Raw genomic sequence first — 26,645 nt, 5'->3', positions numbered from 1 at the left:
CAGAGCGCGCGATCAGCGCAAGTTGTCGCTTGCACCGACTGTCGTCTGCTAGGCTCGGCGCATCCAGTCGCATTCAGATACACCCCAGAGACCTCCCGCGTGTCCGACGTCATCCTGCGCATCGCCCTGCCCTCTCCGCTGCGCCGCCTCTTCGACTACAAAGCAACACCGCGCATGCTGCAGCAGCCGCTGACCCCCGGCATGCGCGTACGCGTGCCGTTTGGCCGACGGGAAATGATCGGCGTGCTGGTGCAGGTCGTCGACCACACTGACGTGCCGGCCGACAAGCTCAAGCCGGCCAGCGCGCTGCTCGACGACACCTCGCCGCTGCCACCGGCATTCTTCCGCCTGTGCCTGTGGACCGCGCAGTACTACCAGCACAGCCTCGGCGACACCTTCAGCTGGGCGCTGCCCAACCTGCTGCGCCAGGGCGAAGCCGCCGAAGCTCGGCAGGAACGCTTCTGGCACGCCGCCCCTGGCGCCAGCCTGGAGGATCCGCGCATTGCGCGTGCGCCACGCCAGCGTGAAGCCCTGCAGACCCTCGCCCAGCACCCTCACGGCGTGGCCCACAGCCTGTTGAGCAAACTCAAGCTGAACAAAGACAGCCTCGACCTGCTGCTGGCCAAGGCCCTGGTGCAGGTGGAAGTCCGCAGCCACGGCCCGGCGCGGCGGCATGAGCACTGGTTGGCGCAGCCGGAACTGGCACTCAATGAGGAACAGCAGGCGGCATTCGACGCCGTGCGCTCGGGCTTCGGCGCGTTTCACCCGTTCCTGTTGGCCGGGGTCACCGGCAGCGGCAAGACCGAGGTCTACCTGCAACTGATCCGTGAAACCCTGGAAGCTGGCAAGCAGGCGCTGGTGCTGATTCCCGAGATCAACCTCGGCCCGCAGACCCTGGCCCGCTTCGAGCAACGCTTCAACGCGCGCATCGCCCTGTTGCATTCGGCCGTCAATGACCGTGACCGACTCGACGCCTGGCTGGCGGCGCGTGACGGCGAGGCCGACATCATCATCGGCACCCGCTCGGCGTTGTTCACGCCGATGAAGCACCCCGGCCTGATCATCATCGACGAAGAACACGACGGCTCCTATAAACAGCAGGAAGGCCTGCGCTACCACGCCCGCGACCTGGCAGTCGTGCGGGCCCACCAGGAACAGGTGCCGATCGTGCTCGGCTCGGCCACACCGTCCCTGGAAAGCCTGCACAACGCCCATACCGGCCGCTACGGCCTGCTGCGCATGCAGCACCGGGCCGGCGGCGCCAAGCAGCCGCGCCTGCTGCGCCTGGACGTGCGCAGCTTGCCGCTGGACGGCGGTATCAGCGGGCCGCTGCAGCAGGCCATCCGGCAAACCCTCGAGGCCGGCCAGCAAGTGCTGGTGTTCCTCAACCGCCGCGGCTTTGCGCCGACCTTGTTGTGCCATGACTGCGGCTGGCTGTCGGGCTGCCCGCGCTGCGACGCGCGAATGACCGTGCACCAGCGCTCGGCCATGCTGCGCTGCCACCACTGCGGCTACGAGGAACGCCTGCCGCACCAGTGCCCCCAATGCGACCATGTCGATCTGCGCCCGGTCGGTGCAGGCACCGAGCGCGCGGAAGATCGCCTGAAAGTGTTGTTCCCAGACTTCCCGGTGCTGCGCGTCGACCGTGACAGCACCGCGCGCAAGGACGCCATGCAGGCCCTGTTCGGTACCGTGCAGCGCGGCCAGCCGTGCATCCTCGTCGGCACCCAGATGCTGGCCAAGGGGCACCACTTTCCGCGGGTCACGCTGGTCGCCGTGCTCAACGCCGACGGTGGATTGTTTTCAGGGGATTTCCGCGCCAGCGAACACATGGCCCAGTTGATCCTCCAGGTCGCCGGCCGCGCCGGCCGTGCCGAGGAGCCCGGCAAGGTGATCATCCAGACCCACCTGGCCGAGCACCCGCTGCTGGTCCAGCTGACCGAGCAGGGCTATTTCGCCTTCGCCGACCAGGCCATGAGCGAACGCCGCGCAGCGGGCCTGCCGCCGTTCTCGCACCTGGCCCTGCTGCGCGCCGAAGCGCACAAGCCCGAGCAGGCCGAGGGCTTCCTCGACCAGGCCTGTGCTGGCGCCGAAGCTTGGCTGGCCGAGTTTCCCCAGCCAGGCATCGAGCTGCTGGGGCCGGTGCCGGCGCCCATGGAGCGCCGCGCCGGGCGTTTTCGCGCGCAGTTGCTGGTCCAGGCCTCGAGCCGAGCGGCCTTGCACCGCCTGCTCAGCGGCTGGCTGGTACAGATCGAACAACTGCCCAGCGGGCGTCAGGTGCGCTGGTCGCTGGACGTCGACCCAGTAGACTTGCATTGACGCGCGCCAACCAATCGTCCTGCCGCGTCCCCAGAGGTTGGCAACCCGCGCCTAGCCACGGATAATGCGCAGTTTTTCCACCCGCGCCTCCCAGCGCCACGCCGCGCTTGCGGTCGAAAAGAGATCCTGATGAAAGACACCATTCGCCAGCTGCTCCAGCAAGCCCTCACCCAACTTGTCGCCGACGGTGTGCTGCCTGAAGGGTTGTCGCCAGCGATCCAGGTGGAAAACGCCCGCGACAAGACCCACGGTGACTTCGCCAGCAACATCGCCATGATGCTCGCCAAACCCGCCGGCCTGAAGCCGCGCGACCTGGCCGAGAAACTGATCCAGGCGCTGCCGGCCAGCGACGACATCAGCAAGGTCGACATCGCCGGCCCGGGCTTTCTCAACTTCTTCCAGAACACCGACGCGCTGGCCGCTCGCCTGGACGCGGCCTTGGCAGACGAGCACCTGGGCGTGCGCAAAAACGGCCCGGCGGAAAAGGTGGTGGTCGACCTGTCGGCGCCGAACCTGGCCAAGGAAATGCACGTTGGCCACCTGCGCTCGACCATCATCGGTGACAGCGTCGCGCGCATTCTGGAATTTCTCGGCGACCAGGTGATTCGCCAGAACCACGTCGGCGACTGGGGCACCCAGTTCGGCATGTTGCTGGCCTATCTGGAAGAAAATCCGATCACCAGCGACGAGCTGTCGGACCTGGAAAACTTCTACCGCGCCGCCAAGAAGCGTTTCGATGAATCCGAAGCGTTCGCCACCCGCGCGCGCAGCCTGGTGGTCAAGCTACAGGCCGGCGATGCCGACTGCCTGGCGCTATGGACGCGCTTCAAGGACATTTCGCTGTCGCACTGCCAGGCCACCTACGAGGTGCTCAACGTCAAGCTGAAGATGGCCGACGTCATGGGCGAAAGCGCCTACAACGATGACCTGGCCAATGTCGTCACCGACCTCAAGCACAGCGGTCTGCTGGTGGAAAACCAGGGCGCGCAGTGCGTGTTCCTCGACGAATTCAAGAACGCCGAAGGCGACCCGCTGCCGGTGATCGTGCAGAAGGCCGACGGCGGTTACCTGTACGCCACCACGGATCTGGCCGCCGTGCGCTACCGCAGCAACGTGCTCAAGGCCGACCGCGCCCTGTATTTCGTCGACCAGCGCCAGGCGCTGCACTTCAACCAGGTGTTCGAAGTGGCCCGCCGCGCCGGTTTCATCGGCCATCCAATGCGCATGGAACACATGGGCTTCGGCACCATGAACGGCGCCGACGGTCGTCCGTTCAAGACCCGCGACGGCGGCACGGTCAAGCTGATCGACCTGCTCAACGAAGCCAAGGAACGCGCCTACGCGCTGGTCAAAGACAAAAACCCCACCCTGCCCGAAGAGGAACTGCGCCGCATCGGCGAGGTGGTAGGCATTGGCGCTGTCAAATACGCCGACCTGTCCAAGCACCGTACCAGTGACTACAGCTTCAACTTCGAGCTGATGCTCAACTTCGACGGCAACACCGCGCCGTACCTGCTCTACGCCTACACCCGCGTGGCCAGTGTGTTCCGCAAGCTGGGCAAAGGCTTTGCAGAGGCCGATGGCCAGATCGTGCTGCACGCGCCGCATGAGCAGGAACTAGCCGCACGCTTGGCGCAGTTCGGCGAAGTGCTCAACAGCACCGCCGAAAAAGGCACTCCGCACACGTTGTGCAGCTACCTCTACGACGTTGCCGGCCTGTTCTCCAGCTTCTGGGAAAACTGTCCGATCCTCACTGCCGAGACCCCCGAGCAGCAACAAAGCCGCCTGCGCCTGGCTGCACTGACCGGTCGCACCCTCAAACAGGGCCTTGAATTGCTTGGCCTGGAAACCCTGGAGCGCATGTAACTTGGCTGCCAAGAAAAAACCTGCCCCCAAGCGCGGCGCCAGCCGCCAGCAAGCCCAGACCAAGAAGCCGATCCCGGGGTGGATCTGGCTGGCAGTCGGGCTGACCGTCGGCGCCTTCGTGGTGTTCCTGATGAAACTCGAGCCGGGCTCGGGTGACATCCAGCGCACCAAGCCTGAACAGCAGAAGCCCGGCAAGATCGCTGAGGCCAACAAGACCGATCCGTCGCCGCAGCAGCCGGTCAAGCCGAAGTACGACTTCTACACCCTGCTGCCGGAATCGGAAGTGATCGTGCCGCCTGAGGCCGTGCCGGAGAAAACTCCGCCGGTGCCTGCGCAACCGGTCACCCCGGTAACGCCGGCCGAGGCGGCGAAGATCGACACCGCGCGCGCCCAGGCCGCCCTGTCGGGCCAGACCCCACCGCCAGCGCCGCCCGTGCTCAAGCCGGCGGCCACCACGCAGTTCTTCCTGCAGGCCGGCTCGTTCCGCAAGCAGGCCGATGCCGACAAGGTGCGCGCGCAGATCATCCTGTTGGGCCAATCGGTGAAGGTGGAGTCGGGAACGGTCAAGGAAGAGACCTGGTACCGCGTGCTGGTCGGTCCCTTCAGCAACCGCGAGCAGCTGACCGTGGCCCAGAAGCAACTGGGGGGTGCCGGGTTCAGCAACTTGCTGTTGCAACAGCGACAGACCCGCCAGTAATGAAAAAGGCCTTGCCTCCCCACAGAGACAAGGCCTTTTTTCTGCCTGGTGCGTTTAGCGGCGCCCGCTATTGACCTCCGATATCTGCCGGTTGAGCGTCCAGAAGTCATACAGCACGCCGAGCAGGAACAGGCCGCCGGTGAAGAAGTAGATGATCGCGCTGATCCACTTGCCTTGATACAAGCGGTGCGCGCCGAAAAGGCCCAGGAAGGTCAGCAGAATCCACGCCAGGTTGTAGTCCACGCGCCCAGGCTGAAAACGTGCGTCGGCTTCGCGGTCCATCGCCGGGATCAGGAACAGGTCGATCAGCCAGCCAATCCCCAATAAGCCCAGGGTGAAGAACCAGATCGTGCCGGTGACGGGCTTGCCGTAATAAAAGCGGTGGGCGCCGGTGAAGCCGAAGATCCACAACAGATAACCCAGTAGCACACTGTGGGTGCCTGTAGCAGGCTGCCCGTTTCCATAACCATTCATTCAATAAACCTCGCCGCTTATGCAGAAAATTCTCTAAAAAAAGTTGTGACTTTTTTCACGATGACCGACAGGCGGTAGCGGCCCAATCGACCAACGGGTCCGGAATGGATCAAAAAGCTGTTATAAAGTTGCGCGCCCAACCCCACAACATTCACATGAGCTTCATCTATGCCGCCTCTTTTCAAGACATGGCTGACCCTCTGTCTCTTATTGCCATTGGCCGCCCACGCCACCAACCGTGAGCAACGTCTTCCTAACGGCTTCACCGGCCAGACCGTACACAGCGCCTCGAGCGCCGTGGTCAAGCGCCCTCAGGTGAAGCACATCACCACGCTCCGCGCCCGTCCTGTGGTCAGCAAGACGAATGGCCTGGCCGCGACCGCCGCGCCCGCCAAGCAGAGCAGCCAGGTACTCAGCCGCGCCGTCAATGTGCTCGGTACCCCTTATCGTTGGGGCGGCAGCAACCCGAAAAAAGGGTTCGATTGCAGCGGCCTGGTGCAATATGCCTTCAACGACGTGGCCAATGTCGATCTGCCCCGCACCTCCAGCGCCATGGCCCAGGGTCATGGCGTGAAGGTGGCCAAGGCCGACCTCAAGCCTGGCGATCTGATCTTCTTCAACATCAAGAGCCGCCGGGTGAACCACGTTGCCATCTACCTGGGTAACGACCGCTTCATCCATGCGCCTCGTCGCGGTAAGAACGTGAGCATCGACACCTTGAACAAGCCGTACTGGCAGAAGCACTACGTGGTCGCCAAACGCGTGCTGCCCAAGGAGCCGCTGAACAGCCAGGACCTGAGAATCGCCAAGCGCTGATCAGCGTCGCGCAGCAAGAAAATGGCCCGCATCTGCGGGCCATTTTCGTTTGCGTCAGAACGCGGTGTTCACCGTCAGCGACAGGCTGCGCGGGTCGCCGTAGATGCCACCGGCATAGAATCCGTAGCGGCTGTAGTAGTGCTTGTCGAACAGGTTGCTGGCATTGAGGCTGACGCTGGTGTCGTCGGTGACCTGGTACTTGGCCAGCGCATTCCAGATCGCATACCCCGACCAGTTCACGTCGCTGCTGCCCCGGCTCACGCCGTTGACCGGCTGCCCGGCCGGCGAGGACACGGCGCGGATGTTGCTCTGCGCGGTGACGCCAGCGCCGAGGGTCCAGCGCTCAAGCAGGCCGGACAAGCGATAGGTGGTCGAAGCCTTGAACAGGTGCGAAGGGTCCTGGCGGCCATCAGCGTCGGTCTGGCGAAAGTGCAGGTAGGTATAACCGCCGTAGACGTTCCAGCTCGGGGTCAGAGCGCCGGCCAGTTCCAGGTCGATACCGTCGGTTTCCTGACCGGTGCCGGCCTTGTAGGCCTGGTTGCCGTTGGCCGTGCTCTGCGCGCCATCCATGACCGCCTTGTTTTCCTGCTTGGTGCGGAAATACGCCGCCGAGGCATTCAGGCGACCGTCGAACCACGCCCCCTTGAGGCCGGTTTCGTAGCTCTGGCCACGAATCGGCTCCACCTTGCCGCCGCTGGCGGTTTCTTCGCTTTGCGGGGTGAAGATGTCGGTGTAGCTCGCATACAACGAGTAGGTGTCATCAAGGTCGTAGACCGCCCCCAGGTAAGGGGTGACCACGCCGTTGTTGTGCTGGCTGGTGCGCCCGCCATTGACGTCGCGGCTGATCGAGGCGTAGTCGCTGGTGCGTGCACCGACGATCACCGACAGCGGATCGGTGATGCTCAGACGGGTTGCGGCATACAGGCCTTGCAGGCGCGTGGTGACCTTGCTGTGCAGGCCGGTCCTGGACACCAGCATGTCGAAGTCATCGTCCACGCCATCGTGCCAGTTGCTGATCGGCAAGCCATTGTTGGCGCGGTACATGCAGCCGGTGGTGCTCGCCCCGTAGCCGGCATTGCTCACCCAGTTGCACCTGTACTGCGGCGACCAGGCGACGGTGCGGCTGTCGCTGTAGCCGAGCATGGCCTGGTGGCTGCGGCCCATCAGCTGGAAGGGGCCGGACAGATCGATCTGCGCCGACTGCTGCGTGGTGTCGGTGGAACTGTGCAGCCCGTTGAGCACGGCGCCGCTGCCGTCGGGGTTCCAGTAGCCGCCGAACACCCCACGCGACACCGAATTGACCTTGGCCATGCCGCGGTGCCCCACCGAATCGAGGGTGCTTTGCGCGCCCTGCAGATTCAGCGTCCAGTCGTTGGCGAAGCGATGCTGCAGCGAGGCAAAGGCGGTGCGCGTGTCGACTTCGCTATAGCTCCAGCTGGGCGCCAGGTTGGTGCTGCGGGGCAGGTTGGTCTTGCTGCCATCGCCGTACCAGATCGGGAAGTTGGCGCCCCAGCCACTGCCGACGGTCTTGCTGTACTCGTACTGCAGGCCCGCACCGAGGGTCGTGTCGTCATCCAGGTCGAAGGCGAAATTGGCCAGGGCGGCGCGCGAGCGCTCGGACTCGTTGTCGCGGAACGCGTTGGCGTCTTGCTGGGTGAGCACGAAACGCGAGCGCAGACGGCCATCGTCGGACAGCGGCAGGTTGAGGTCGGCGCCCAGGCGGCGGCGGTCCCAGCTGCCGTAGGTGGCATAGGCGCTGGCGCCGAAGGTGCGGGTCGGCGCCTTGCGGATCAGGTTGACCGAGGCCGATGGATCGCCGGTGCCGCCGAGCAGTCCGTTGGCACCACGCACGATGTCGATGCGCTCGTACAGGTCAGTGTTCAGCGCACTGCCGCCACCGCTGAAGTCGGTGCCGCCGGGAAACTGCAGACCGTCGACCTTCCAGTTCGTGACGCCATAGCCACGGGCGCGAAACTCGGTGCGGCCACCCACTTCCATCTTGCTGACGCTCACCCCGGGCGCGCTTTCCAGCGCCTGCTCGATGCTGTGGATATCGCGATCCTGCATCTGCTCACGGGTAAGGGTAGTGACCGACTGCGGCGTCTGGCGCGGCGTCAGTTTCAGGCCGGTGGCACTACGGGTGGTCTCGACGGTGTACCCTAGCTGCCCGGTATCATCGGCGCCGACGGCTGACTCGTCGATGTTGATGACGCCCAGGTCCAGCGTAGCGTTCTCGGCCGCCAAAGCTGCGCCGGAAACACTCAGGGTAACGGCCAGGGCCAGGGGGGGTAAGGCGGTGGCTGCCTCGGGTGAAGTGAATGGTCAGGTTCATAATGCTCTTGGGTTCATTTGCTAAAGCGTCGTATTCGCAGCTGTGTTTTTGCGGCGATTCTATTCCTCGACCCCGCCCCCTCCATGCCCGGCTTTGTACGCGCATGTAATCGAACGTAATGAGCGACCCCGGCGCTCTTTCACACAGGTACTGGCTTGATGACTACGACGTTGCTGGTCGTCGACGACGACGACGAGATCCGCGAACTGCTCTGCGACTACCTCAAGGACGCCGGCTACCAGGTGCTGGCAGCGGCCAACGGTGAGCAAATGCGCGCGCACCTGGCCGCGCAGCCGGTGCGCCTTGTGGTGCTCGACCTGATGCTGCCAGGTGAAGACGGCCTCAGCCTGTGCCGTCAGTTGCAGGCCCACCCGGGCCTGGCGGTGATCATGCTGTCGGCCAAAGGCAGCACCTTCGATCGCATCATCGGCCTGGAGGTGGGCGCCGACGACTACCTCGGCAAACCGTTCGAGCCGCGCGAACTGATCGCCCGCATCAAGGCGGTGCTGCGCCGCCCGCAGCGCCTGGACGCACGCGACGACGCACCCGGTGACCTGCCCCATGCTTTCGGTGGTTTCAGCCTCGACCCGATCAAGCGGGTACTGACCTGCCCCGACGGCGACGTGTTGAGCCTGCCGCGCTCGGACTACCGGGTGTTGCGCGAACTGCTCGAAGCCAACCACCGCGTCGTCTCGCGCGATCACCTGACGCGCAGCGCGTTCGGCCGTGATCATCTGCCCGACGACCGCTCGGTGGACATGTGCGTGAGTCGGTTGCGCCAATCCCTGCGCAAGGCGCCAGAGGCCACGGTGCAGATTCTCACCATCCGCAACGAAGGCTATCTGCTCAGCATCGAGCAGCCCGGCGCGGACACCTGAAGTGCGCTGGCTGCGGCGCCTGTGGCCCGGCACGCTGTTCGGCCAGCTGCTGCTGATCATGGTCAGCGGCACCCTGCTGGTGCAGTTGGTCTCCAGCAGCATCTGGTTCGACGTGCGCTTCGCCCAGGTGCTGGAAGCGCCGGTGCGGCTGATGGCTGCCCGTAGCGCGCCGTTGATCGCCCAGGCCCAGTGCCATGCCGAGCGCGCTGTGGTGCCCCGTGGCTACCACCTGCGGTGCGCGGAACACGCGCCACAGGTGCCGGTGGATGAGCGTCGCGGTCGGCGGCGCATCGAACTGCTGCTGCACCAGGCGCTGCGCCTGGAACTGGGCCACAGCCAGAACGCCCGCCTGCTCAACGTGCAACTGACCGATGAGTTAGGCCAGCCGCTGGTCTGGCGCAGCCTGTTCGGCCTGCGCACGGCGCAAGCGCATATTCAGTTTGCCGTGCCACTGGCCGACGGCCACTGGCTGACCATCGACGGCCAGGAAATGCAGGGTTGGAGCGGTGAGTCGGCCTGGGTGCTGATCAGCGACTACGTGTTGCGCGTGTACGCCCTGCGCATCGTCGCCGTGTTGCTGGTCTGCCTGGTGGCGGTGCGCCTGTGCCTGCGCCCGCTGCGCCGGCTGGCTGAAGCGGCGCGCGGCCTGGGCGACAACCTGGAACAGGCGCCGTTGCCGCTCGACGGGCCCCAGGAAGTGCGCCAGGCCGCGCACGCCTTCAACGCCATGCAGCAGCGGCTGATCGCCATGGTCAACGACAAGGCGTACTTCCTCGCCGCTGTTTCCCACGACCTGCGCACCCCACTGACGCGCATGCGCCTGCGTCTGGAACGCCTGCCAGACGGTGAAGACAAGGAGCGCCTGCGGCGCAATATCGCGCAAATGGACGACATGATTCAGCAGGTGCTCGACTACTTACGCGCGGGGGAGCAACAGCAACTGCACACCGTCGACCTCGACCGCCTGGTCGCACGCCAGTGCGCGGAACTGGCCAGCGATGACGAACCATTAACCGTTCACGGCACGGCCGGCAGCGTACAGGCCGACCCGTTGTTGCTGCAGCGCTGCCTGCAGAACCTGCTGGGCAACGCATTGCGCTACGCCCATGGGGTGTCGGTGCAGCTCGAGCGCAGCGCCAGCGCCGTGCACCTGTACGTCGACGACCACGGCCCCGGTATCGCCCCCGAGCTGCTGGCCACCATCACCGATCCGTTCGTGCGCGGTGAAGCGTCACGCAGCCAGGCCTCCGGCGGCTACGGCCTGGGCCTGAGCATCGCGCAGCGTATCGCAAGCAGCCATGGCGGTGGCCTGCAAGTGAGCAATCGTGCCGAGGGTGGGTTGCGGGTCAGTGTGTGGTTGCCGCTGGGCAGCGCTCAGGGCTGAGCGCGCCGTAATGGAGACGCCGGCCGATCGCTCGTCGACAGGATTGGCCAGCCTCGCTCCGCCAACCCCGACAGCCAGCCGAGCAAAGGCATCGCGTCAGCGGATTCCCAAAAGCACAAGCCCCGGTATTCACCGGGGCTTGTGCCTATCGCTCAGTCACGGATCAGAAGAGGCTGATCGGGTACTCGACGAAGAGGCGCACTTCGTTGCCGTCATCGTTGTAGCCATTCTGGCGAACGCTGTCGGAGGTACGCAGGATCGAGCTGCGCAGTTTTACCGACAGGTCCTTGGCCGGGCCTTCTGGCACTACATAACGCACCTGGTTGAAGATTTCACGCTCTTTGCCTTCACCAAACCCGTGGGTGTTGATGTTGTCGCCGCGCACGTAGGCAACTTTGTAGGTCAGGCCGGGAACGCCCAGTTCGGCGAAGTTCAGGTCGTAGGAGACCTGCCAGGAGCGCTCGTCTTCGGCGTTGAAGTCAGACCAGTAGGAGTTGGCCAGGTAGATGCTCGAACCACCGTCGCCTACGCCACCGCGGTTCTGGTACCAGCCGTAGTTGTAGCCAGTGCTGCCGGTGCTGCGCTGGTGCGCCAGGGTCAGGGCGTGCGGGCCGAAGGCGTAGGTGGCGGCCAGGCTCCAGATGGTGTTGCGGTCGCCGGTCAGGTCTGCGGCTTTGACGTAGCGGTTGTTGATCTCGGTCTTGTAGCCGTTGAAGTCCAGGGTCAGGGACTGGTCATCGGCAAGCGCGTGGACGTAGTTCAGGCCCAGGTAGTGCTTCTTCAGTACATCTTCGACGTCCGAGGTGTACAGCGAGCCGGTGAGCTGGTCGTTGAACTTGTAGCTGCCGCCCAGCACGTTGATCGACTTCAGGCCACCGCTGTCACGGCCTTCCATGCTCTTGCGCGCTTCCTGGGTGAAGCGGCCGGCATTGAGTTCAAGGCCTTCGATCTCTTTGGAGGTGACCAGCGTGCCGGTGAAGCTTTCCGGCAGCAGACGGGCGTCGTCGTGCTGCAGCACAGGCAGCGACGGCATCTGGTCGCCGTACTTGAGCACGGTGTTGGAGACGCGGAATTTCACGGCGGCGCCAGCGCGAGCCAGGTTATGCGGCGAGCGACCGGAGCCGTCTTCACTGGGCTTGAAGAAGTCGACACCCGCGCCGCCATTGCGGCCGCGGCCGCCGTCCAGACGCAGCGCGTACAGGCCAAACGCGTCGACGCCCACGCCCACGGTGCCCTGGGTGAACCCGGAGGAGAACGTGCCGATGAACGACTGGCCCCATTCGGCCTGGTCTGAACTGCCGTGTTTCTTGTCGCGGTTGATGTAGGCGTTGCGCAGCAGCACCTTGGCGTGGCTGTCTTCGACGAAGCCGGCGCTGTCAGCCTGGTCATTGGCCTGGGCCTGGGTGGCGCCGATCAAGGCCAAGGCGACGAGACTGATCCTGGTGTTCAACATGTTGTTTTCCTTAGTCACGAACTCAAGACACGCTCACCCGGCAGGCTGGCATCGCGCAGCGCACGATGAGCCGACACCGCAACGGGTAGCAGGCTGGCCAAATCCGGTCAGCCACGAGGGAGCGAATCCTAGACCGCAGTTACAGGAAATGTCAAAAAATCGTGAAATGCATAACTTTATAACCAAATAGCTCGCATCAGGCAGTGGATTTGATGGGCAAATCCGACGCAGACAGGTTATTTATTCTCAAGCGGAAGATTCTGAACTGTGAGTAAGAAAGGGCGATTGAGCGCTGACAGAACCTACCCCATTCGATTCATAGACCGCCTGTAGCCACCGGTTTGTGGAGCGACTTCAGTGGCGATAGGCGGTGAAGCCGGCTCAGGACAGACACCCATGATCAATCCGGGCAGATCCGTTGCAGCCAGGGCCGTCTGTCAGAGTGGGTGGAGTGAAAGACAGCGGGCTCCCACAACCGAGTTATCAGTGCGGGAGCTCGCCGCCGGCAGCAGCGCCTACCTGTTGCTCAGCGCTTTACCGGCGCCGGCTGTTGCTGGGTCAGGCAGTGGATGTTGCCGCCGCCCAGCAGGAGTTCACGACCCGGGATCATCACCACCTCGTGGTCAGGGAACAGCGCGGTGAGAATCTCCAGCGCCTTGGCGTCGGTCGGATCGTCGAAGCTCGGGGCGATGATGCCGCCGTTGACGATCAGGAAGTTCACGTAGGAACCGGCCAGGCGTACCGATGGATCACGTTCCTGGCTACCGACCACCTGGTCGACGCCGGCGCACTCTTCTTCGGTGGCGAACAGTGGCCCAGGAATCGGCATCTTGTGCACGATCAACGAACGGCCCTTGGCGTCTTTGCTGGCCTGCAGCACCTTCATCGCCGCCTGGCAGCGCGGATAGTTGGGGTTTTGCGGGTCATCGGTCCAGGCCAGCAGCACCTCGCCCGGGCGCACGTAGCAGCAGAAGTTATCGACATGGCCGTCGGTTTCGTCGTTGTAGAGGCCATCGGGCAGCCAGATCACCCGCTCCACGGCGAGGTTTTCCGCCAGCACCGCTTCGATCTGCTCGCGGCTCAGGTGCGGATTGCGATTGCGGTTGAGCAGGCACTCTTCGGTGGTGATCAGGGTGCCTTCACCGTCGACGTGAATCGAGCCACCTTCGAGCACGAAGCCCTCGGTCTGGTAGCGCTGGCAGCGCTCCATTTCCAGCACCTTGGTGGCCAGTTCGGCGTCGCGGTTCCACGGTGCGTAAAGACCGCCGTCGAAGCCGCCCCAGGCGTTGAAGGCCCAGTCAACGCCACGCACTTCACCGTGCTCATCGATGACGAAGGTCGGCCCGGTGTCGCGCACCCAGGCGTCATCGCTGCTCATCTCGACCACGCGGATGTTGGGCAGGTCGAGCTGACGGCGGGCATTGGCGTACTGACCGGCCGACACGGCGACGGTCACCGGCTCGAAGCGGGCGATGGCCTTGGCCAGGGTGACGTGGGCAGCCTGCGCCGGCTTGCCGCCCAGGCGCCAGTTGTCCGGGCGCTCGGGCCAGACCATCCAGACCTGGGTTTGCGCAGCCCACTCGGCGGGCATGTGGAAACCGTCGGCGCGCGGCGTCGTAGTGCGGGTTTTCATGGGTGACCTCTGCGATGCCCGGGCAGGAACCCCGGTGCGATGAGTAAACGTGAACCTGCTTTATAGTCGATAAATATCTGCTTTTAAAGCTCGATATGTGACCCAGGCTTTCCTCGAACAGAACCCGGCTCGATGCGTACCGGCCGGGTATCGGTCCAGGCCTGGTCCTAGAGCCCTTCGCCAAGGATTCGATCCACGCACTCGACGAAATGGTCGACGCTGGCCTGTGTGGTACACATCGGCGGCTTGATCTTGAGAATGTTCAGGTAATCGCCGGTAGGCTGCATGAAGATGCCCAGGTCGCGCAGGCGCTCACACAGCTGATGGGTTTCGGCGGTGGCCGGTTCCTGGGTGGTACGGTCGCGCACCAGCTCAAGGCCGAGATAGAAGCCTGAGCCATGCGCAGCCCCGACAAGCGGATGTTTATCGATCAACGCTTCCAGGCGCGCCTTGAAATAGCGCCCTACCTCGCGGGCGTTTTCCCACAGGCCTTCCTCGTCCATCACCTCGAGCACGGCCAGACCGATCCGACAGCTCACCGGGCTGCCGCCGGCGGAGGAGAAGAAATAACCCTCGGCCTCCAGCGCCTCGGCGATCTCGCGCCGGGTGATCACCGCGCCCAAGGGCTGGCCGTTGCCCATGCCCTTGGCCATGGTGATGATGTCGGGCACCACGCCTTGCTCTTCGAAGCCCCAGAAGTACTCGCCCAGCCGCCCATAGCCGACCTGCACTTCATCGGCGATGCACACCCCGCCCCGTTCGCGGACCTTGGCGTAAGCCTGCTGCAGGTAGCCCGGCGGCAATGAGATACCACCGGCATTGCCGTACACCGGCTCGCAGATGAAGCCGGCCAGTTGCCGCTTTTCGGCGTCCAGCTCGGCCAGCCGCGCATCGACGTCGCGCAGGTAATCGTCCGCGCTGTCGGGCCCGCGGAAGCGGCCACGGAAGGTGTTCGGCGCCTCCACCGGATGCACCCAGTCCGGGCGCGTTGCCAGGGCTTGAGGGTTGTCGGCGATGGAGGTGGAGATGGCGTCGGTGGCCACCGACCAGCCGTGGTAGGCCTCCAGCACACTGAGCAGGTCGCGCCCACCGCTATAGGCCCAGGCCAGGCGGATGGCCAGGTCATTGGCCTCGGTACCGCTGTTGACCAGAAACACCCGGTCGAAGCCTTGCGGTGCCAATGCCAGCAGGCGCTCGGAGAACTCGGTGATGGCGGCGTAATGAAAGCGCGAGTTGGTGTTGAGCAACGACCATTGCCGCGCCGCCTCCGCCGCCATGCGCGGGTGGCCGTGACCGAGTACCGCGACGTTGTTGAGCATGTCGAGGTACGAGCGGCCCTGCAGGTCGATCAGGTAATTGCGCCAGCCCCGCTCGATCTGCGGTGGGTGCTGGTAGTAGTGCTTCTGCGACCGGGCAAAGCTGGCCTCGCGACGCGCCAGCAGGGCCTGGGCATCAGGCACCGGTTCGGCATTGCAATCGATGCCGAGCAAGCGCTGCGGCGAAGGGCACAGGGCCCGCCAGGCGCTGGCATGAGAAGGCTTGGCGAAGAAAGGCGGTGTCACGTCGACGGCGCGGCAGAGCTGCACGCTGATCAGGCCAGTGGTTGTCCCGAGGACCTGTCCACAGGCCAGGCGCTGACCGTCTGCCGGTGTATCGCGCAGCCCGGTTATCCACAGCGACCACGCGTCTGTGCGCAGGCAGCCGCGCTCATGATCGAAGACGTGCCACTGACCGGCCTCAGGCGCGCATAGGGCGCTGTCGGTGGGTAGCTTCAGTTCGACGCCCAAGGCGCAGGTGGCGGGTTCATCCGCACAGTCGATCAGGGTTTGCGACAACCGGTACTGGCCGTACAGCGTGCAGGCCAGCCCCGGTTGCGCCCTGAGCACCTGCTGATCGAAACCGCGCTGCTGCCAGTTACCCGCTTCGCAGTGATGGCTGAGCACCCCGAGATCGACACGGGCCACCGCTTGCCCGACCAGCGCCGGCAGCAGCGGCGCGGCGTGGCGCAGGTCGAGGTCTGCCAGAGGCTGGCCAGCCGCTTGCAGTATCGCCCCCTCCATCAACGCGGCAGGCATCGCCGCCGCCGTCTCGAAGATGCGCCACTCATACGCCACATTGGCCTGGATGTACGGGTTGCCAGGGTCCACACGCAAATGTTGCGCGCTGCTCAGCACCAGCACTGCGGCGCGCAGCATGATCAGCGGCCACAGCGCGCGCAACTCGGCGGGCTGCAACGGGTTGACCGCGTGGTAGGCGCGTACCGTTTCGCCGATGCGCAGCGCATCGTCTGCGACATGCTCCAGCAGGCCGGCGCAGGTGATGGCCAGGTCACTGATGCGCCAGGTGCGTATCAGGTCGCCGAAGTCGATCACCCCTTGCAGTTGCCACTGACGCTCAGCGTCGCGAGCCCAGACGGTGTTGTCGGGGGTGATGTCGAGGTGCACGGCCTGTACCGGCAGATCGCCCACCAGTGGCTGCAGGCACCGCGCGGCCTCGGCGCAGCGCTGCTGCAACAAGCGCTGGCGCGGGTCGCCGTCGAGCACCGGCAGCAAGTGCTCGATCAACGCGCTGGCGTGGCGCGGGTCCCACTGCAAGGTGCGTTCAAGGCCTGGATGGTCGAAGCTTGCCAGGGCCAGGTCGACCTGCCCGCACAGCGCACCCAGCTCGCCCAGCAGCCGTGTCGGTAGATGGCCAACGCCGTTCAGCGATTGTCCTTCGAGGTAGTCGAGCAGCCGCACCCGCAGCGCCTGGCCATCGATATCCAGCGCCAGCAGCGCCTCGCCCGACTGCGCCGTTTGTACCTGCGGCACCGGCAGGCCTGCGGCATGCAGATGCGCCAGCGCGGCATGCTGCGCGGCCAGCTCGGCCTCGGCATAGCTGGCGTGGCAGACCTTGAGTACGAAGCGACGTTGGCCGGTGTCCAGGCGCAGGTTGAGGTCCTGCTGGCTGCCCAGCGGCTGCAATTCACCGCGCACGCCATAGTGGCGCAGCACCAGAGCACCGGCCTGGGCCGGGCTGAGGATCGGGTTGGGCAAGCTGGAACGCTGAAGCAGGGTACTCAGGGACATCGCGCGGACCTCGTTTTTGCCGTCTATAACGCCACCACGCCTGCCGATATTCAAGGGGCACACGCAAGTGGCGCATAATGACCGCCTATTTCCTTGGCGCGACTGTCGATGATCCCCACCCCGACCCCACCCCGACGCCCCCGGTGGCGCAGCCTGGCCCTGCTGGCGCTGTGCCTGGCGCCGCTGTTGTGGCCGCTGCATCACCTGGCCGAGCGCTATTACCAGGACCAACTGGCGTCGCAGAACCGCCAGACCCTCGACCTGTACGTCGCCAACCTGCTCGGCACCTTGCATCGCTACGAAACCCTGCCGCAGATCCTCAGCGACCTGCCGGCGCTGCGCGGCGTGCTGAAAGACCCCTTGCGCCTGGAATCGGTGACCAACGCCAACCGCCTGCTCAAGGACATCAGCCAGCAGACCGGCGCCGAAGTGATGTACCTGATGGACGTCAGCGGCAATACCCTGGCCGGTTCCAACTGGGACAAGCACGACTCCTTCGTGGGCCGTAACTTCGCCTTCCGCCCGTACTTTCTCGAGGCCATGCAGGGCAACCTGGGGCGCTTCTTCGGCCAAGGCACCACCTCGGCCAAGCGCGGCTACTTCTTCGCCGCGGCCGTGCGCGACAACGGCCGAGTGATCGGCGTGCTGGTGGTCAAGGTCGACCTCGACCATACCGAGACCCTCTGGGGCCGGACTCCCGAGCAACTGCTGCTGACCGACCACAACGGCGTGGTGGTGCTGACCTCGCGCGCAGACTGGCGTTTCCGGGCCACGCGCCCGCTGAGCGAGGCCGAACGCCAGGCCATCATCGCCATCCAGCCCTACCCCACCCAGGCACCGCAGCCGCTGCAACTGAGCCCCGAGACCTGGATCACGCAGACCCGCGACATCCGCGAGACCGGCTGGAAAGTGAGCATCCTCGCCCCGCGCACGCTGGTCGACCGCTCGGTACAGACGGTGATGGCCATTGGTGGCGCCGCCTTGCTGGTGCTGATGCTGCTGGCCGGCCTGGTGATGCAAAGGCGGCGCCACTACATCGACCGCATCCGCTTCGAGGCGCATGCCAGACAAGAGCTGGAAAAGCGCGTGATCGAACGGACCGCCGCGCTGGAAGGCCTCAACACCCGTTTGAAAAGCGCCGTGCTGGAGCGGGAAAACGCCCAGCAGGAACTGGTCAGCGCGCAGGACGAGCTGGTCCAGGCCGGCAAGCTGTCGGTGCTCGGCACCATGTCCGCCAGCATCAGCCATGAGCTGAACCAGCCGCTGGCGGCCATCCGCAGCTACGCCGAGAACGCCGAGGTGCTGCTTGACCATGAACGCACCGAAGACGCACGCGGCAACCTCAAGCTGATCGGCGAGCTGACCGGGCGCATGGCCTCGATCATCGCCCACCTGCGCGCCTTCGCCCGGCGTGATCGCCATGCCCCGGAAAGTGTGGCCCTGCAACCGGCGCTGGACGATGCCCTGGCCTTGCTGGCCAAGCGCCGCCGGGCCATGGCCGTGGAGCTGGTGCGCGACCTGCCCGACGCCACCCTGTGGGTGCAGGCCGGCGAAACGCGCTTGCGCCAAGTGCTCGGCAACCTGCTGGCCAATGCCCTCGACGCTCTGACCGAAAAGGCCAACCCGCGCACCTTGTGGCTGAGCGCCGAAACCCGCGACGAGCACGTGCACTTGCTCATCCGCGACAACGGCCCAGGCTTCAGCAGCCAGGCCCTGGCTCACGCCCGCGAGCCGTTCTTCACCACCAAGACCCGCACCCAGGGCCTGGGTCTGGGCCTGGCCATCTGCGACAGCCTGATGCGTACCCTGGGCGGCGAGTTGCTGCTGGCCAATCACCCCGAGGGCGGCGCGCTGCTTACCCTGCGCCTGCGCGTAGCTCCCGCGGGCGTCAACCTGCAATCTTCAGAGGACCCTTCGGCATGACCACGCTGATCGACAGCCAGACCCAGGTGATCCTGGTCGACGACGACCCGCACCTGCGCCAGGCCCTGAGCCAGACCCTCGACCTGGCCGGGCTCAAGGTCGCTTCGCTGACCGACGCCCAGGGTCTGGCCGAGCGCATCGAAGCCGACTGGCCAGGCGTTGTGGTCAGCGACATCCGCATGCCGGGCATCGATGGCCTGCAACTGCTGGAACAGCTGCACGCCCGCGACCCGGAGCTGCCAGTGCTGCTGATCACCGGCCACGGCGATGTGCCGCTGGCGGTGCAAGCGATGCGCGCCGGGGCCTATGACTTTCTCGAGAAGCCCTTCGCCAGCGATGCCCTGCTCGACAGCGTGCGCCGCGCCTTGGCCCTGCGCCGGCTGGTGCTGGACAACCGCAGCCTGCGCCTGGCCCTGAGCGACCGCCAGCAGCTTTCGACGCGCCTGGTCGGTCAGTCGCCCACCATGCTGCGTCTGCACGAGCAGATCGGTGCCCTGGCGGGCACCCGCGCCGACGTGCTGATCCTCGGTGAGACGGGCGCGGGCAAGGAGGTGGTGGCGCGTGCGCTGCATGACCTGTCGAGCCGTCGCGAGGGGCCGTTCGTGGCGATCAACGCCGGCGCGCTGGCGGAGTCGGTGGTGGAAAGCGAGTTGTTCGGCCATGAGCCGGGCGCCTTCACTGGCGCGCAGAAACGGCGCATCGGCAAGTTCGAGTTCGCCAACGGCGGCACACTGTTTCTCGATGAAATCGAAAGCATGAGCCTGGATGTGCAGGTCAAATTGCTGCGCCTGCTGCAAGAACGGGTGGTCGAGCGACTGGGCGGTAACCAGCTGATCCCGCTCGACATCCGCATCGTCGCTGCCACCAAGGAAGACCTGCGCCAGGCCGCCGACCAGGGGCGCTTCCGAGCTGACTTGTACTACCGGTTGAACGTGGCCTCACTGCGCATCGCCCCACTGCGCGAGCGCGGCGATGACATTCTGGTGCTGTTCCAGCACTTCGCCGATGCCGCCAGCCAGCGCCATGGTCTGCCGCCGCACATGCTGCAACCCGCACAGCGCGCCATGCTCCTGCGCCATGACTGGCCAGGCAACGTACGCGAGCTGCAGAACGCCGCCGAACGCTTCGCCCTGGGCTTGGAGCTGGCCCTGGACACGCCGCCGCCGGCGCCTGTCAGTGTGGCTCCGGTGCTGCGTAGCGGGCCGCTCGCCGAGCAGGTCGAGCAGTTCGAGCGCTCGCTGATTGCCGCCGAACTGAGCCAGCCGCACAGCTCCATGCGCAGCCTGGCCGAGGCCTTGGGCATGCCGCGCAAGACCCTGCACGACAAGCTGCGCAAGCACGGTTTGAGCTTCGAGGGCCACAGCGGCCACGACGATCACGAGGAACACCGCCCATGAACCCAGAGGCCGCGGCGCTGCAGCAGGTGCTGCACCATGACATTCCACTGACGCGCGAGATGGGCCTGGAAGTGCTCGACTGGCAGGCCGGCACTCTGCGGCTGCAGCTACCGCTCGACGCCAACGTCAACCACAAACACACGATGTTCGGTGGCAGTCTGTATTGCGCGGCAGTGCTGGCGGGTTGGGGCTGGCTGCACCTGCGGCTGCACGAGGAGGGCGTCAGCGATGGGCATATCGTTATCCAGCAGGGCCAGATCGACTACCCGCTACCGGTGACCACGGCTGCAGTGGCCTGCTGCAGAGCGCCCGATGACGCGCTCTGGCAGCGCTTCCTGGCGCTGTACCAGCGCCGCGGTCGGGCGCGGCTGACCCTGCACACCACCGTGAGCAACAGGGGCAGCGAGGCGGCGGCGGTGAGTTTCACCGGGCAGTATGTGCTGCACCGCTGAGGCTGGCATGATCCACCGCGCCAGCTTTGTCGGCAGGCGCGACTTCGCTCGCAAAGCACGTGGGCTATAGCCAGCCTGCCTGATCAACCACGGCATTTTTTCGCGAGCAAGCTCGCGCTCACACCGTTGCAGCCAATCTGACCAACGCTTCACGCCAGCCGGCTAGCGACGGCAAGGCCAGGAAGAACGGGTTGAGCAGCGACTCGCGCGCCGGGTAGGTCAGCGCCAACCCGTCCAGCCCCAGCACCTCGCCCCCTGCCCCTTCCAGCACCCCTTGCGCGGCGGCGGTATCCCACTGCGAGGTGGGCGCCAGGCGCGGGTAGCAATCGGCGCTGCCTTCGGCCAGCAGGCAGAATTTCAGCGAGCTGCCAATGTTGGCCAGGGTCAGTTCGCCCACGGCCTGGGACAGGCCTTCGAGCAAGGTTTCCTGCTGCGCGCTGGTGTGGCGCCGGCTGGCCACCACGGTGAAGCGTTCGCCCGCCCCCAGCGTGCTGCGCACGGAAATCGCCTGCGCCTCTCCACCCACCTCGGAGCGCCAGGCGCCCAGCCCATGGCCGCCGAAATAGCAGCGCCCACTGGTGGGCATCGACACCACGCCAAACACCACTTCACCGCGCTCGACCAAGGCAATGTTGGCGGTGAATTCCTCACTGCCCGCGATGAATTCCTTGGTGCCATCCAGCGGGTCGACCAGCCACCAGCGCTGCCAACCGGCGCGGACCTGCAGAGGGATGTCGCAGTCTTCTTCCGAGAGCACCGGAATGTCCGGCGCCAGGGCCTGCAGACCCGCCAGGATCACATGGTGCGCGGCGAGATCCGCAGCGGTCACGGGCGAATCATCGGCCTTGGCCGTCACGGCCACGTCAGCACGCCAGAACGGCAGGATCGCCGCCCCGGCCACACGGGCGAGCTGGACTACCTCAAGCATCAAGTGTTTGTCGTTCATGCGCTGAACAGGCCTCGTTGGGTGAGCAGGTCTCGTACCAGGTACAGCGCCGCCAGGGCGCGGCCTTCGGAGAACTGCGGGTGGGTGGCGAGCGATGACAGCTCGCGCAGGTCGATGCTGTCGACACGCATCGGCTCAGGCTCATCGCCCTCCAGGCGTTCTTCATACAAGTCGCTGGCCAACACCACCTGGATTTTCTGGCTCATGTAGCCTGGCGACAGCGACAGCTCGGTGATGTGTTCCAGCATCCGCGCGCCATAACCGGCTTCTTCCTTGAGCTCGCGGTTGGCGGCGGCGAGCACGTCTTCACCCGGTTCGATCAAACCCTTGGGCAGCGACAGCTCGTAGGCGTCGGTGCCGCCGCAGTATTCCTCCACCAGCACCGCGCGCTCGGCGTCGAGCATTGCCACGATCATCACCGCGCCCGGGCCATTCCCGCTGCCAACCAGCCGCTCATAGGTGCGTTCGACGCCGTTGCTGAAGCGCAACTGCACGGCTTCGACGCGAAACAGGCGGCTGCTGGCGACGATCTCGCGGCTCAAGACGGTGGGTTTCTGGCGCATGGGAGGCTCCTTGGCATGAACGGGTTACTATACCGTGGCTGGCTTACCCTACGAGAGTTTCCCATGGCACTTCTTCCCTGGTCCGACATAGACACCGTGTTGCTCGACATGGACGGCACGCTGCTCGACCTGCATTACGACAACCAGTTCTGGCTGCAGCATCTGCCACAGCGCTATGCCGAGGTGCATGGGGTCAGCCGGGCGATGGCCGAGTTGGAGCTGCAGCCGTTGTTCGAGCGCAATGCCGGCACCTTGAACTGGTACTGCCTGGACTTCTGGAGCCGCGAGCTGCAACTGCCGATCCGTGAACTCAAGCAGGAACTGATCGAGCTGATCGCCCTGCGACCCGATGCACCGCCGTTTCTGAGCGCGATTCGTGGGGCTGGCAAGCAGGTGGTACTGATCACCAATGCCCACCGCGACTCGCTGTCGCTAAAGCTGGAGCGGGTGGAGCTGGCGCCGTACTTCGAGCGGCTGATCAGTTCCCACGACTATGGCTTTCCCAAGGAAAGCCCGCAGTTCTGGGACGCATTGCGGGCTGACCTGGGCTTTGATCCGGCGCGTAGCCTGTTCATCGATGACACCCTGGCGATCCTGCGCAGCGCCGGACGCTTCGGCGTGGCGCACCTGCTGGCCGTGCTCAAGCCAGACAGCAAAGCGGCGGACCGAGATACCCAGGAATTTGCCGCGGTGGATGACTACCGCGCTTTGCTGGAAGGCTTGTAGCCAAGCCCCCTGCAACGGCAGGCGCTCCCAGCGATACCTTTGACCTTGGGCTCATTCGAACCCCAATGCATGCTCGCGTCTCACAAAAAAACGGCCCCTGCAGGAGCAAGCTTGCTCGCGAAGGGCGGCAAAGCCGCCCTAATGTAGATCACACGAATAACCTGCAGATAAAGCATGCCAGCCAGGCGACCGGCAAAGCCGCCCCAATGTAGACAGCACGAATGACCTGCAGATAAAGCGTGGCGGCCAGAGGACCGGCTTTGCCGGTCATCGCGAGCGAGCTCGCTCCTACACGGACCGCGGTGGGTTGGCGTCTGCAGAGATCGCGGTGGGCAGGGTCATGCGAGCGCCTATCTGCGCCTCTTCTCGGGAAGAAACGCGGTCCGCGAGCGGACGCTCCGGTGCTTCAACACGACACCGGTGTGCGCGCGACAGTGTCACCCTGTGCAGTCGACGTCGATCAGTGGCTATTTACGCAACAACCGCAACCCATTGAACACCACCAGCAAGCTCACGCCCATGTCGGCGAACACCGCCATCCACAGCGTAGCGAACCCGGCGAAGGTGATCGCCAGGAAGATCGCCTTGACGCCCAGTGCCAGCACGATGTTCTGCACCAGAATCGCACTGGCCTGGCGCGACAGCCGGACGAAGGCCGGGATCTTGCGCAGGTCATCGTCCATCAGCGCCACGTCAGCGGTTTCGATCGCGGTGTCGGTGCCCGCCGCCGCCATGGCAAAACCAATTTCAGCACGCGCCAGAGCCGGTGCGTCGTTGATGCCGTCGCCCACCATGCCGACCCGATGCCCCTGGGCGTAAAGCCCTTCGATAGCGGCCAGTTTGTCGGCCGGCATCAGGTTGCCTTCGGCGCGATCGATGCCCACCTGGGCGGCGATGGCGTGCGCGGTGTGCGGGTTGTCGCCGGTCAGCATGAGGGTCTTGATGCCCAGCGCATGCAGTTCGGCAATCGCCTCGCGGCTGCTCTGCTTGACCGTGTCGGCCACGGCGAACAGCGCCAGCGGGCCCGACGCATCAAGCAGCAGCACCACGGTCTTGCCCTGACGTTCGAGGCCGTCGAGGGTGGCTTCCAGCGCCGGTGAGCACAGGCCTAGCTCTTCGACCAGGCGATGGTTGCCCAGGTGATAGCGCCGGCCGTCGATGTCGCCACGCACCCCACGCCCTGCCAGGGCCGCGAATGCTTCTACCTCGCGCAGCGCCAAGCCTTGCTGCTGACCGAACTGTGCAATGGCACGTGACACCGGATGGTCGGAACGCGCGCCCAAGCTGGCAGCCAGCGCCTGGGCCTGGGCCTCGAACGCCGGATCCAGCACCTGGAAATCAGTCTGTACCGGCTTGCCGTGGGTAAGGGTGCCGGTCTTGTCCAAGGCCAGGAAGTCCAGCTTGCGCCCGCCTTCCAGGTACACCCCGCCCTTGATCAGGATGCCCTTGCGCGCCGCCGCCGCCAGCCCGCTGACAATGGTCACCGGGGTGGAGATCACCAGCGCACATGGGCAGGCCACCACCAGCAGCACCAGCGCGCGGTAGACCCAGTCGAACCACGCCGCGCCCATGAACAGCGGCGGCAGCACGGCGATGGCCAGCGCCACGGCGAACACCGCAGGGGTATAGATGCGCGAAAACTGATCGACGAAGCGTTGCGTCGGTGCGCGGCTGCCCTGGGCCTCTTCGACGGCCTTGATGATGCGCGCCAGGGTCGACTGCCCTGACGCCGCGGTGACGCGGTATTCCAGCGCGCCGGCCTGGTTGATGGTGCCGGCGAACAGTTTGTCGCCGACGCCCTTTTCGACCGGCAGGCTTTCGCCGGTAATCGGCGCCTGATCGACGCTCGATTGACCGCTCAGCACCTCGCCATCCAGACCAATACGCTCGCCAGGCTTGACCCGCACCCGCGCATCGATCGCCACCTGGCGTACGTCCACCTCGCGCCACTGGCCATCGGCCTGCTGCACCGTGGCCAGGTCCGGGCTGAGCTGCATCAGACCGCCGATCGCATTGCGTGCACGGTCCAGCGAGCGGGCCTCGATCAGTTCCGCAACGCTGAACAACACCATCACCATGGCCGCCTCGGGCCATTGGCCGATCAGCACCGCACCGGTCACGGCAATGCTCATCAGCGCGTTGATGTTGAGGTTGCGGTTCTTCAGGGCGATCCAGCCCTTTTTGTAGGTGCTCAGCCCGCAGCCAAGGATCGCCACCAGCGCCAGCGCCGCGACCAGCCATTCGGGGCCGGTCTGGGTAAAGTGCACCAATTCGGCGGCCACGGCAGCCACGCCCGACAATGCCAGCGGCCACCAGCGGGTGCGCGGCGCCGCGCCTGGGACAGCACTGGCGTCATCGCCGGTCAAGGGTTCGGCGTGCATGCCCAGGCTGGCGATGGCGCCCTCGATCGCCTCGGTGCCGCCCAAGGTGTGGCGCACGCCCAGTACGCGGTTGATCAGGTTGAATTCCAGTTGCTCGACGCCGGCAAGCTTGGCCAGTTTGTCCTGAATCAGGGTCTGCTCGGTGGGGCAGTCCATGGCCTCGATGCGAAAGCGACTGAACTGGGCGTCGTCACTGGCCTGCTCGGTGAGCTGCACGTGCGCCGGGGCGGCCGAGGTGCCACAACAGGCGTCGGCGCCGTGGTTGTGGCCAGCGTGGGATGTGGCCTGGTCGTGCGCATGCTCATGGCCGTGCTCTTCGTGGGCGTGCGAGTGGGCATGACCGTGTGCTTCAGCGTCGGCAGGCGCCCGGTCAGGATGGTCGTTGCCTTCGACAGGCGCACATTCAGGACCGCGGCCTTCGACGTCGGTCTGCACCGGGGCTTGACTGGGGTGTCTGGCATCAGCATGCGCGTGATCGTGATCGTGATCGTGATCGTGATCGTGGCGAGGCTTTGGGCTGACGGGCGAGTTCATCGGATCTTCCTTAAAGGGCACCTGTTGCCAAGTGAACACCCTGTAGCCACTATAGGGTCAAGCACCGTCATGGAGAATGTCGATGAAGATTGGAGCACTGGCCAAAGCCACTGATTGCGCTGTCGAAACCATTCGCTACTACGAACGCGAACGCCTGTTGCCCGAACCCGCGCGCAGCGAGGGCAACTACCGCCAGTACACCCAGGCCCACGCCGAGCGCCTGACGTTCATCCGCAACTGCCGCACGTTGGACATGACCCTCGACGAAATCCGCAGCCTGCTGCACTTGCGTGACAGCCCCGATGGCCAGTGCGGTAGCGTCAACGCGCTGATCGATGAGCACATCGAGCATGTGCAATCGCGGATCGATGGTCTGGTGGCATTGCAGCGCCAGCTGGTAGAGCTGCGCGAGCGCTGCCGCGAGCAAGGCGCCGAATGCGCGATCCTGCAGCAGCTGGAGGTCAACGGCGCCGTCACTGCGCCCGACACCGAGCCGTCCCATGTCGGGCGCAGTCACGGGCATTGAGGGGGGAGACAAGCCCTGCGTAAGACCTGCCCATCTTTGACTGCTTCCAGAGGCGACACGTTTGCATAGCCCCTGTGAAGTAGCGTTTTCTCGACGGGTATTTTGACGAGTACCCATCGCTTAAAAAGAGGGACGAATAGCGCCCTGAAATCTCCAAACCGATCCCATTTGAAATCTGCAGCCGTAAGGAGTGAGTGCGCAAGAAGTTGCACAGCAAAACCCCGCCCTACAGCCCCTAAAAACCGCTGCAGCCCCCATCCAGCGGGGCTTACAGCCA

At 65.2% G+C, this 26,645-nt stretch carries 19 protein-coding genes; 11 read left to right on the top strand and 8 right to left on the bottom strand.

The window, feature by feature from the left end; genetic code table 11:
- Window positions 1-99: 99 nt before the first annotated feature.
- The 3 genes from SJI00_RS14415 (at window position 100) to SJI00_RS14405 (ending at window position 4,882) form a co-directional block, all read left to right on the top strand.
- The gene (locus SJI00_RS14415; protein WP_322462390.1) at window positions 100-2,319 is read left to right on the top strand and encodes a primosomal protein N'; all 2,220 of its coding nucleotides are present in this window, start codon (window positions 100-102) and stop codon (window positions 2,317-2,319) included.
- Between the two features lie 129 nt (window positions 2,320-2,448).
- A complete protein-coding gene (argS, locus tag SJI00_RS14410; RefSeq protein WP_322462389.1) occupies window positions 2,449-4,185 on the top strand; it encodes an arginine--tRNA ligase in 1,737 nt (578 codons plus the stop codon).
- A gap of 1 nt (window position 4,186) precedes the next feature.
- The gene (locus tag SJI00_RS14405; RefSeq protein WP_322462388.1) at window positions 4,187-4,882 is read left to right on the top strand and encodes an SPOR domain-containing protein; all 696 of its coding nucleotides are present in this window, start codon (window positions 4,187-4,189) and stop codon (window positions 4,880-4,882) included.
- Window positions 4,883-4,936: 54 nt separating this feature from the next.
- Here SJI00_RS14405 and SJI00_RS14400 read toward each other — a convergent pair whose 3' ends face one another.
- On the bottom strand, window positions 4,937-5,356 hold the full coding sequence (locus tag SJI00_RS14400) for a TM2 domain-containing protein (protein ID WP_322462387.1): 420 nt from the start codon (window positions 5,354-5,356) through the stop codon (window positions 4,937-4,939).
- Between the two features lie 168 nt (window positions 5,357-5,524).
- Here SJI00_RS14400 and SJI00_RS14395 point away from each other — a divergent pair, with 168 nt between their 5' ends.
- The gene (locus tag SJI00_RS14395) at window positions 5,525-6,172 is read left to right on the top strand and encodes a C40 family peptidase (RefSeq protein ID WP_322462386.1); all 648 of its coding nucleotides are present in this window, start codon (window positions 5,525-5,527) and stop codon (window positions 6,170-6,172) included.
- A 54-nt stretch (window positions 6,173-6,226) separates the two neighbouring features.
- Here SJI00_RS14395 and SJI00_RS14390 read toward each other — a convergent pair whose 3' ends face one another.
- Entirely contained in the window at window positions 6,227-8,455 is a 2,229-nt protein-coding gene (locus SJI00_RS14390; RefSeq protein ID WP_322462632.1) for a TonB-dependent siderophore receptor, read from the bottom strand.
- Between the two features lie 207 nt (window positions 8,456-8,662).
- Here SJI00_RS14390 and SJI00_RS14385 point away from each other — a divergent pair, with 207 nt between their 5' ends.
- Window positions 8,663-9,382, top strand: a complete 720-nt coding sequence (locus tag SJI00_RS14385) for a response regulator transcription factor (RefSeq protein ID WP_322462385.1) — start codon at window positions 8,663-8,665, stop codon at window positions 9,380-9,382.
- 1 nt (window position 9,383) lies between these two features.
- Window positions 9,384-10,766 carry an ATP-binding protein gene (locus tag SJI00_RS14380; RefSeq protein ID WP_322462384.1) on the top strand — a complete coding sequence of 461 codons (1,383 nt, stop codon included), beginning with the start codon at window positions 9,384-9,386 and terminating at the stop codon, window positions 10,764-10,766.
- A 163-nt stretch (window positions 10,767-10,929) separates the two neighbouring features.
- On the opposite strand, the gene SJI00_RS14375 is transcribed toward SJI00_RS14380, so the two are convergent.
- From SJI00_RS14375 to SJI00_RS14365, 3 genes are all read right to left on the bottom strand, one after another.
- Window positions 10,930-12,219: an OprD family porin gene (locus tag SJI00_RS14375; RefSeq protein ID WP_322462383.1), complete on the bottom strand. Its 1,290-nt coding sequence runs from the start codon at window positions 12,217-12,219 to the stop codon at window positions 10,930-10,932.
- A gap of 526 nt (window positions 12,220-12,745) precedes the next feature.
- Window positions 12,746-13,852: an agmatine deiminase gene (gene aguA / locus SJI00_RS14370; RefSeq protein WP_322462382.1), complete on the bottom strand. Its 1,107-nt coding sequence runs from the start codon at window positions 13,850-13,852 to the stop codon at window positions 12,746-12,748.
- A gap of 167 nt (window positions 13,853-14,019) precedes the next feature.
- Window positions 14,020-16,920 carry an aminotransferase gene (locus SJI00_RS14365; protein ID WP_322462381.1) on the bottom strand — a complete coding sequence of 967 codons (2,901 nt, stop codon included), beginning with the start codon at window positions 16,918-16,920 and terminating at the stop codon, window positions 14,020-14,022.
- A 108-nt stretch (window positions 16,921-17,028) separates the two neighbouring features.
- Here SJI00_RS14365 and SJI00_RS14360 point away from each other — a divergent pair, with 108 nt between their 5' ends.
- The 3 genes from SJI00_RS14360 to SJI00_RS14350 are packed head-to-tail and all read left to right on the top strand — an operon-like array spanning window position 17,029 to window position 20,692.
- Window positions 17,029-18,843 (top strand): sensor histidine kinase, encoded by a 1,815-nt coding sequence (locus SJI00_RS14360; RefSeq protein ID WP_322462380.1) that lies wholly within the window; start codon window positions 17,029-17,031, stop codon window positions 18,841-18,843.
- On the top strand, window positions 18,840-20,240 hold the full coding sequence (locus SJI00_RS14355) for a sigma-54-dependent transcriptional regulator (protein WP_322462379.1): 1,401 nt from the start codon (window positions 18,840-18,842) through the stop codon (window positions 20,238-20,240). Before SJI00_RS14360 ends, SJI00_RS14355 begins: the two co-directional genes overlap by 4 nt.
- Window positions 20,237-20,692 (top strand): YiiD C-terminal domain-containing protein, encoded by a 456-nt coding sequence (locus tag SJI00_RS14350; protein ID WP_322462378.1) that lies wholly within the window; start codon window positions 20,237-20,239, stop codon window positions 20,690-20,692. The genes SJI00_RS14355 and SJI00_RS14350 overlap by 4 nt, the downstream gene beginning before the upstream one ends.
- 118 nt (window positions 20,693-20,810) lie before the next feature.
- Here SJI00_RS14350 and cysQ read toward each other — a convergent pair whose 3' ends face one another.
- Window positions 20,811-21,638 (bottom strand): 3'(2'),5'-bisphosphate nucleotidase CysQ, encoded by an 828-nt coding sequence (gene cysQ, locus SJI00_RS14345; protein WP_322462377.1) that lies wholly within the window; start codon window positions 21,636-21,638, stop codon window positions 20,811-20,813.
- Window positions 21,635-22,201 (bottom strand): ADP compounds hydrolase NudE, encoded by a 567-nt coding sequence (gene nudE, locus SJI00_RS14340; protein ID WP_322462376.1) that lies wholly within the window; start codon window positions 22,199-22,201, stop codon window positions 21,635-21,637. The genes cysQ and nudE overlap by 4 nt, the downstream gene beginning before the upstream one ends.
- Window positions 22,202-22,264: 63 nt before the next feature.
- Between nudE and yrfG the strand changes: the two genes are divergently transcribed.
- Entirely contained in the window at window positions 22,265-22,927 is a 663-nt protein-coding gene (gene yrfG / locus SJI00_RS14335; protein ID WP_322462375.1) for a GMP/IMP nucleotidase, read from the top strand.
- Between the two features lie 467 nt (window positions 22,928-23,394).
- On the opposite strand, the gene SJI00_RS14330 is transcribed toward yrfG, so the two are convergent.
- Window positions 23,395-25,842: a heavy metal translocating P-type ATPase gene (locus SJI00_RS14330; protein ID WP_322462374.1), complete on the bottom strand. Its 2,448-nt coding sequence runs from the start codon at window positions 25,840-25,842 to the stop codon at window positions 23,395-23,397.
- An 82-nt stretch (window positions 25,843-25,924) separates the two neighbouring features.
- Here SJI00_RS14330 and cadR point away from each other — a divergent pair, with 82 nt between their 5' ends.
- A complete protein-coding gene (cadR, locus tag SJI00_RS14325) occupies window positions 25,925-26,368 on the top strand; it encodes a Cd(II)/Pb(II)-responsive transcriptional regulator (RefSeq protein WP_322462373.1) in 444 nt (147 codons plus the stop codon).
- Window positions 26,369-26,645: the final 277 nt, after the last annotated feature.

Origin of the sequence: Pseudomonas gebzensis, from assembly GCF_034427815.1 — a bacterium.
GTDB lineage: Bacteria > Pseudomonadota > Gammaproteobacteria > Pseudomonadales > Pseudomonadaceae > Aquipseudomonas.
This window is presented reverse-complemented; position numbering and strand designations above follow the sequence as displayed.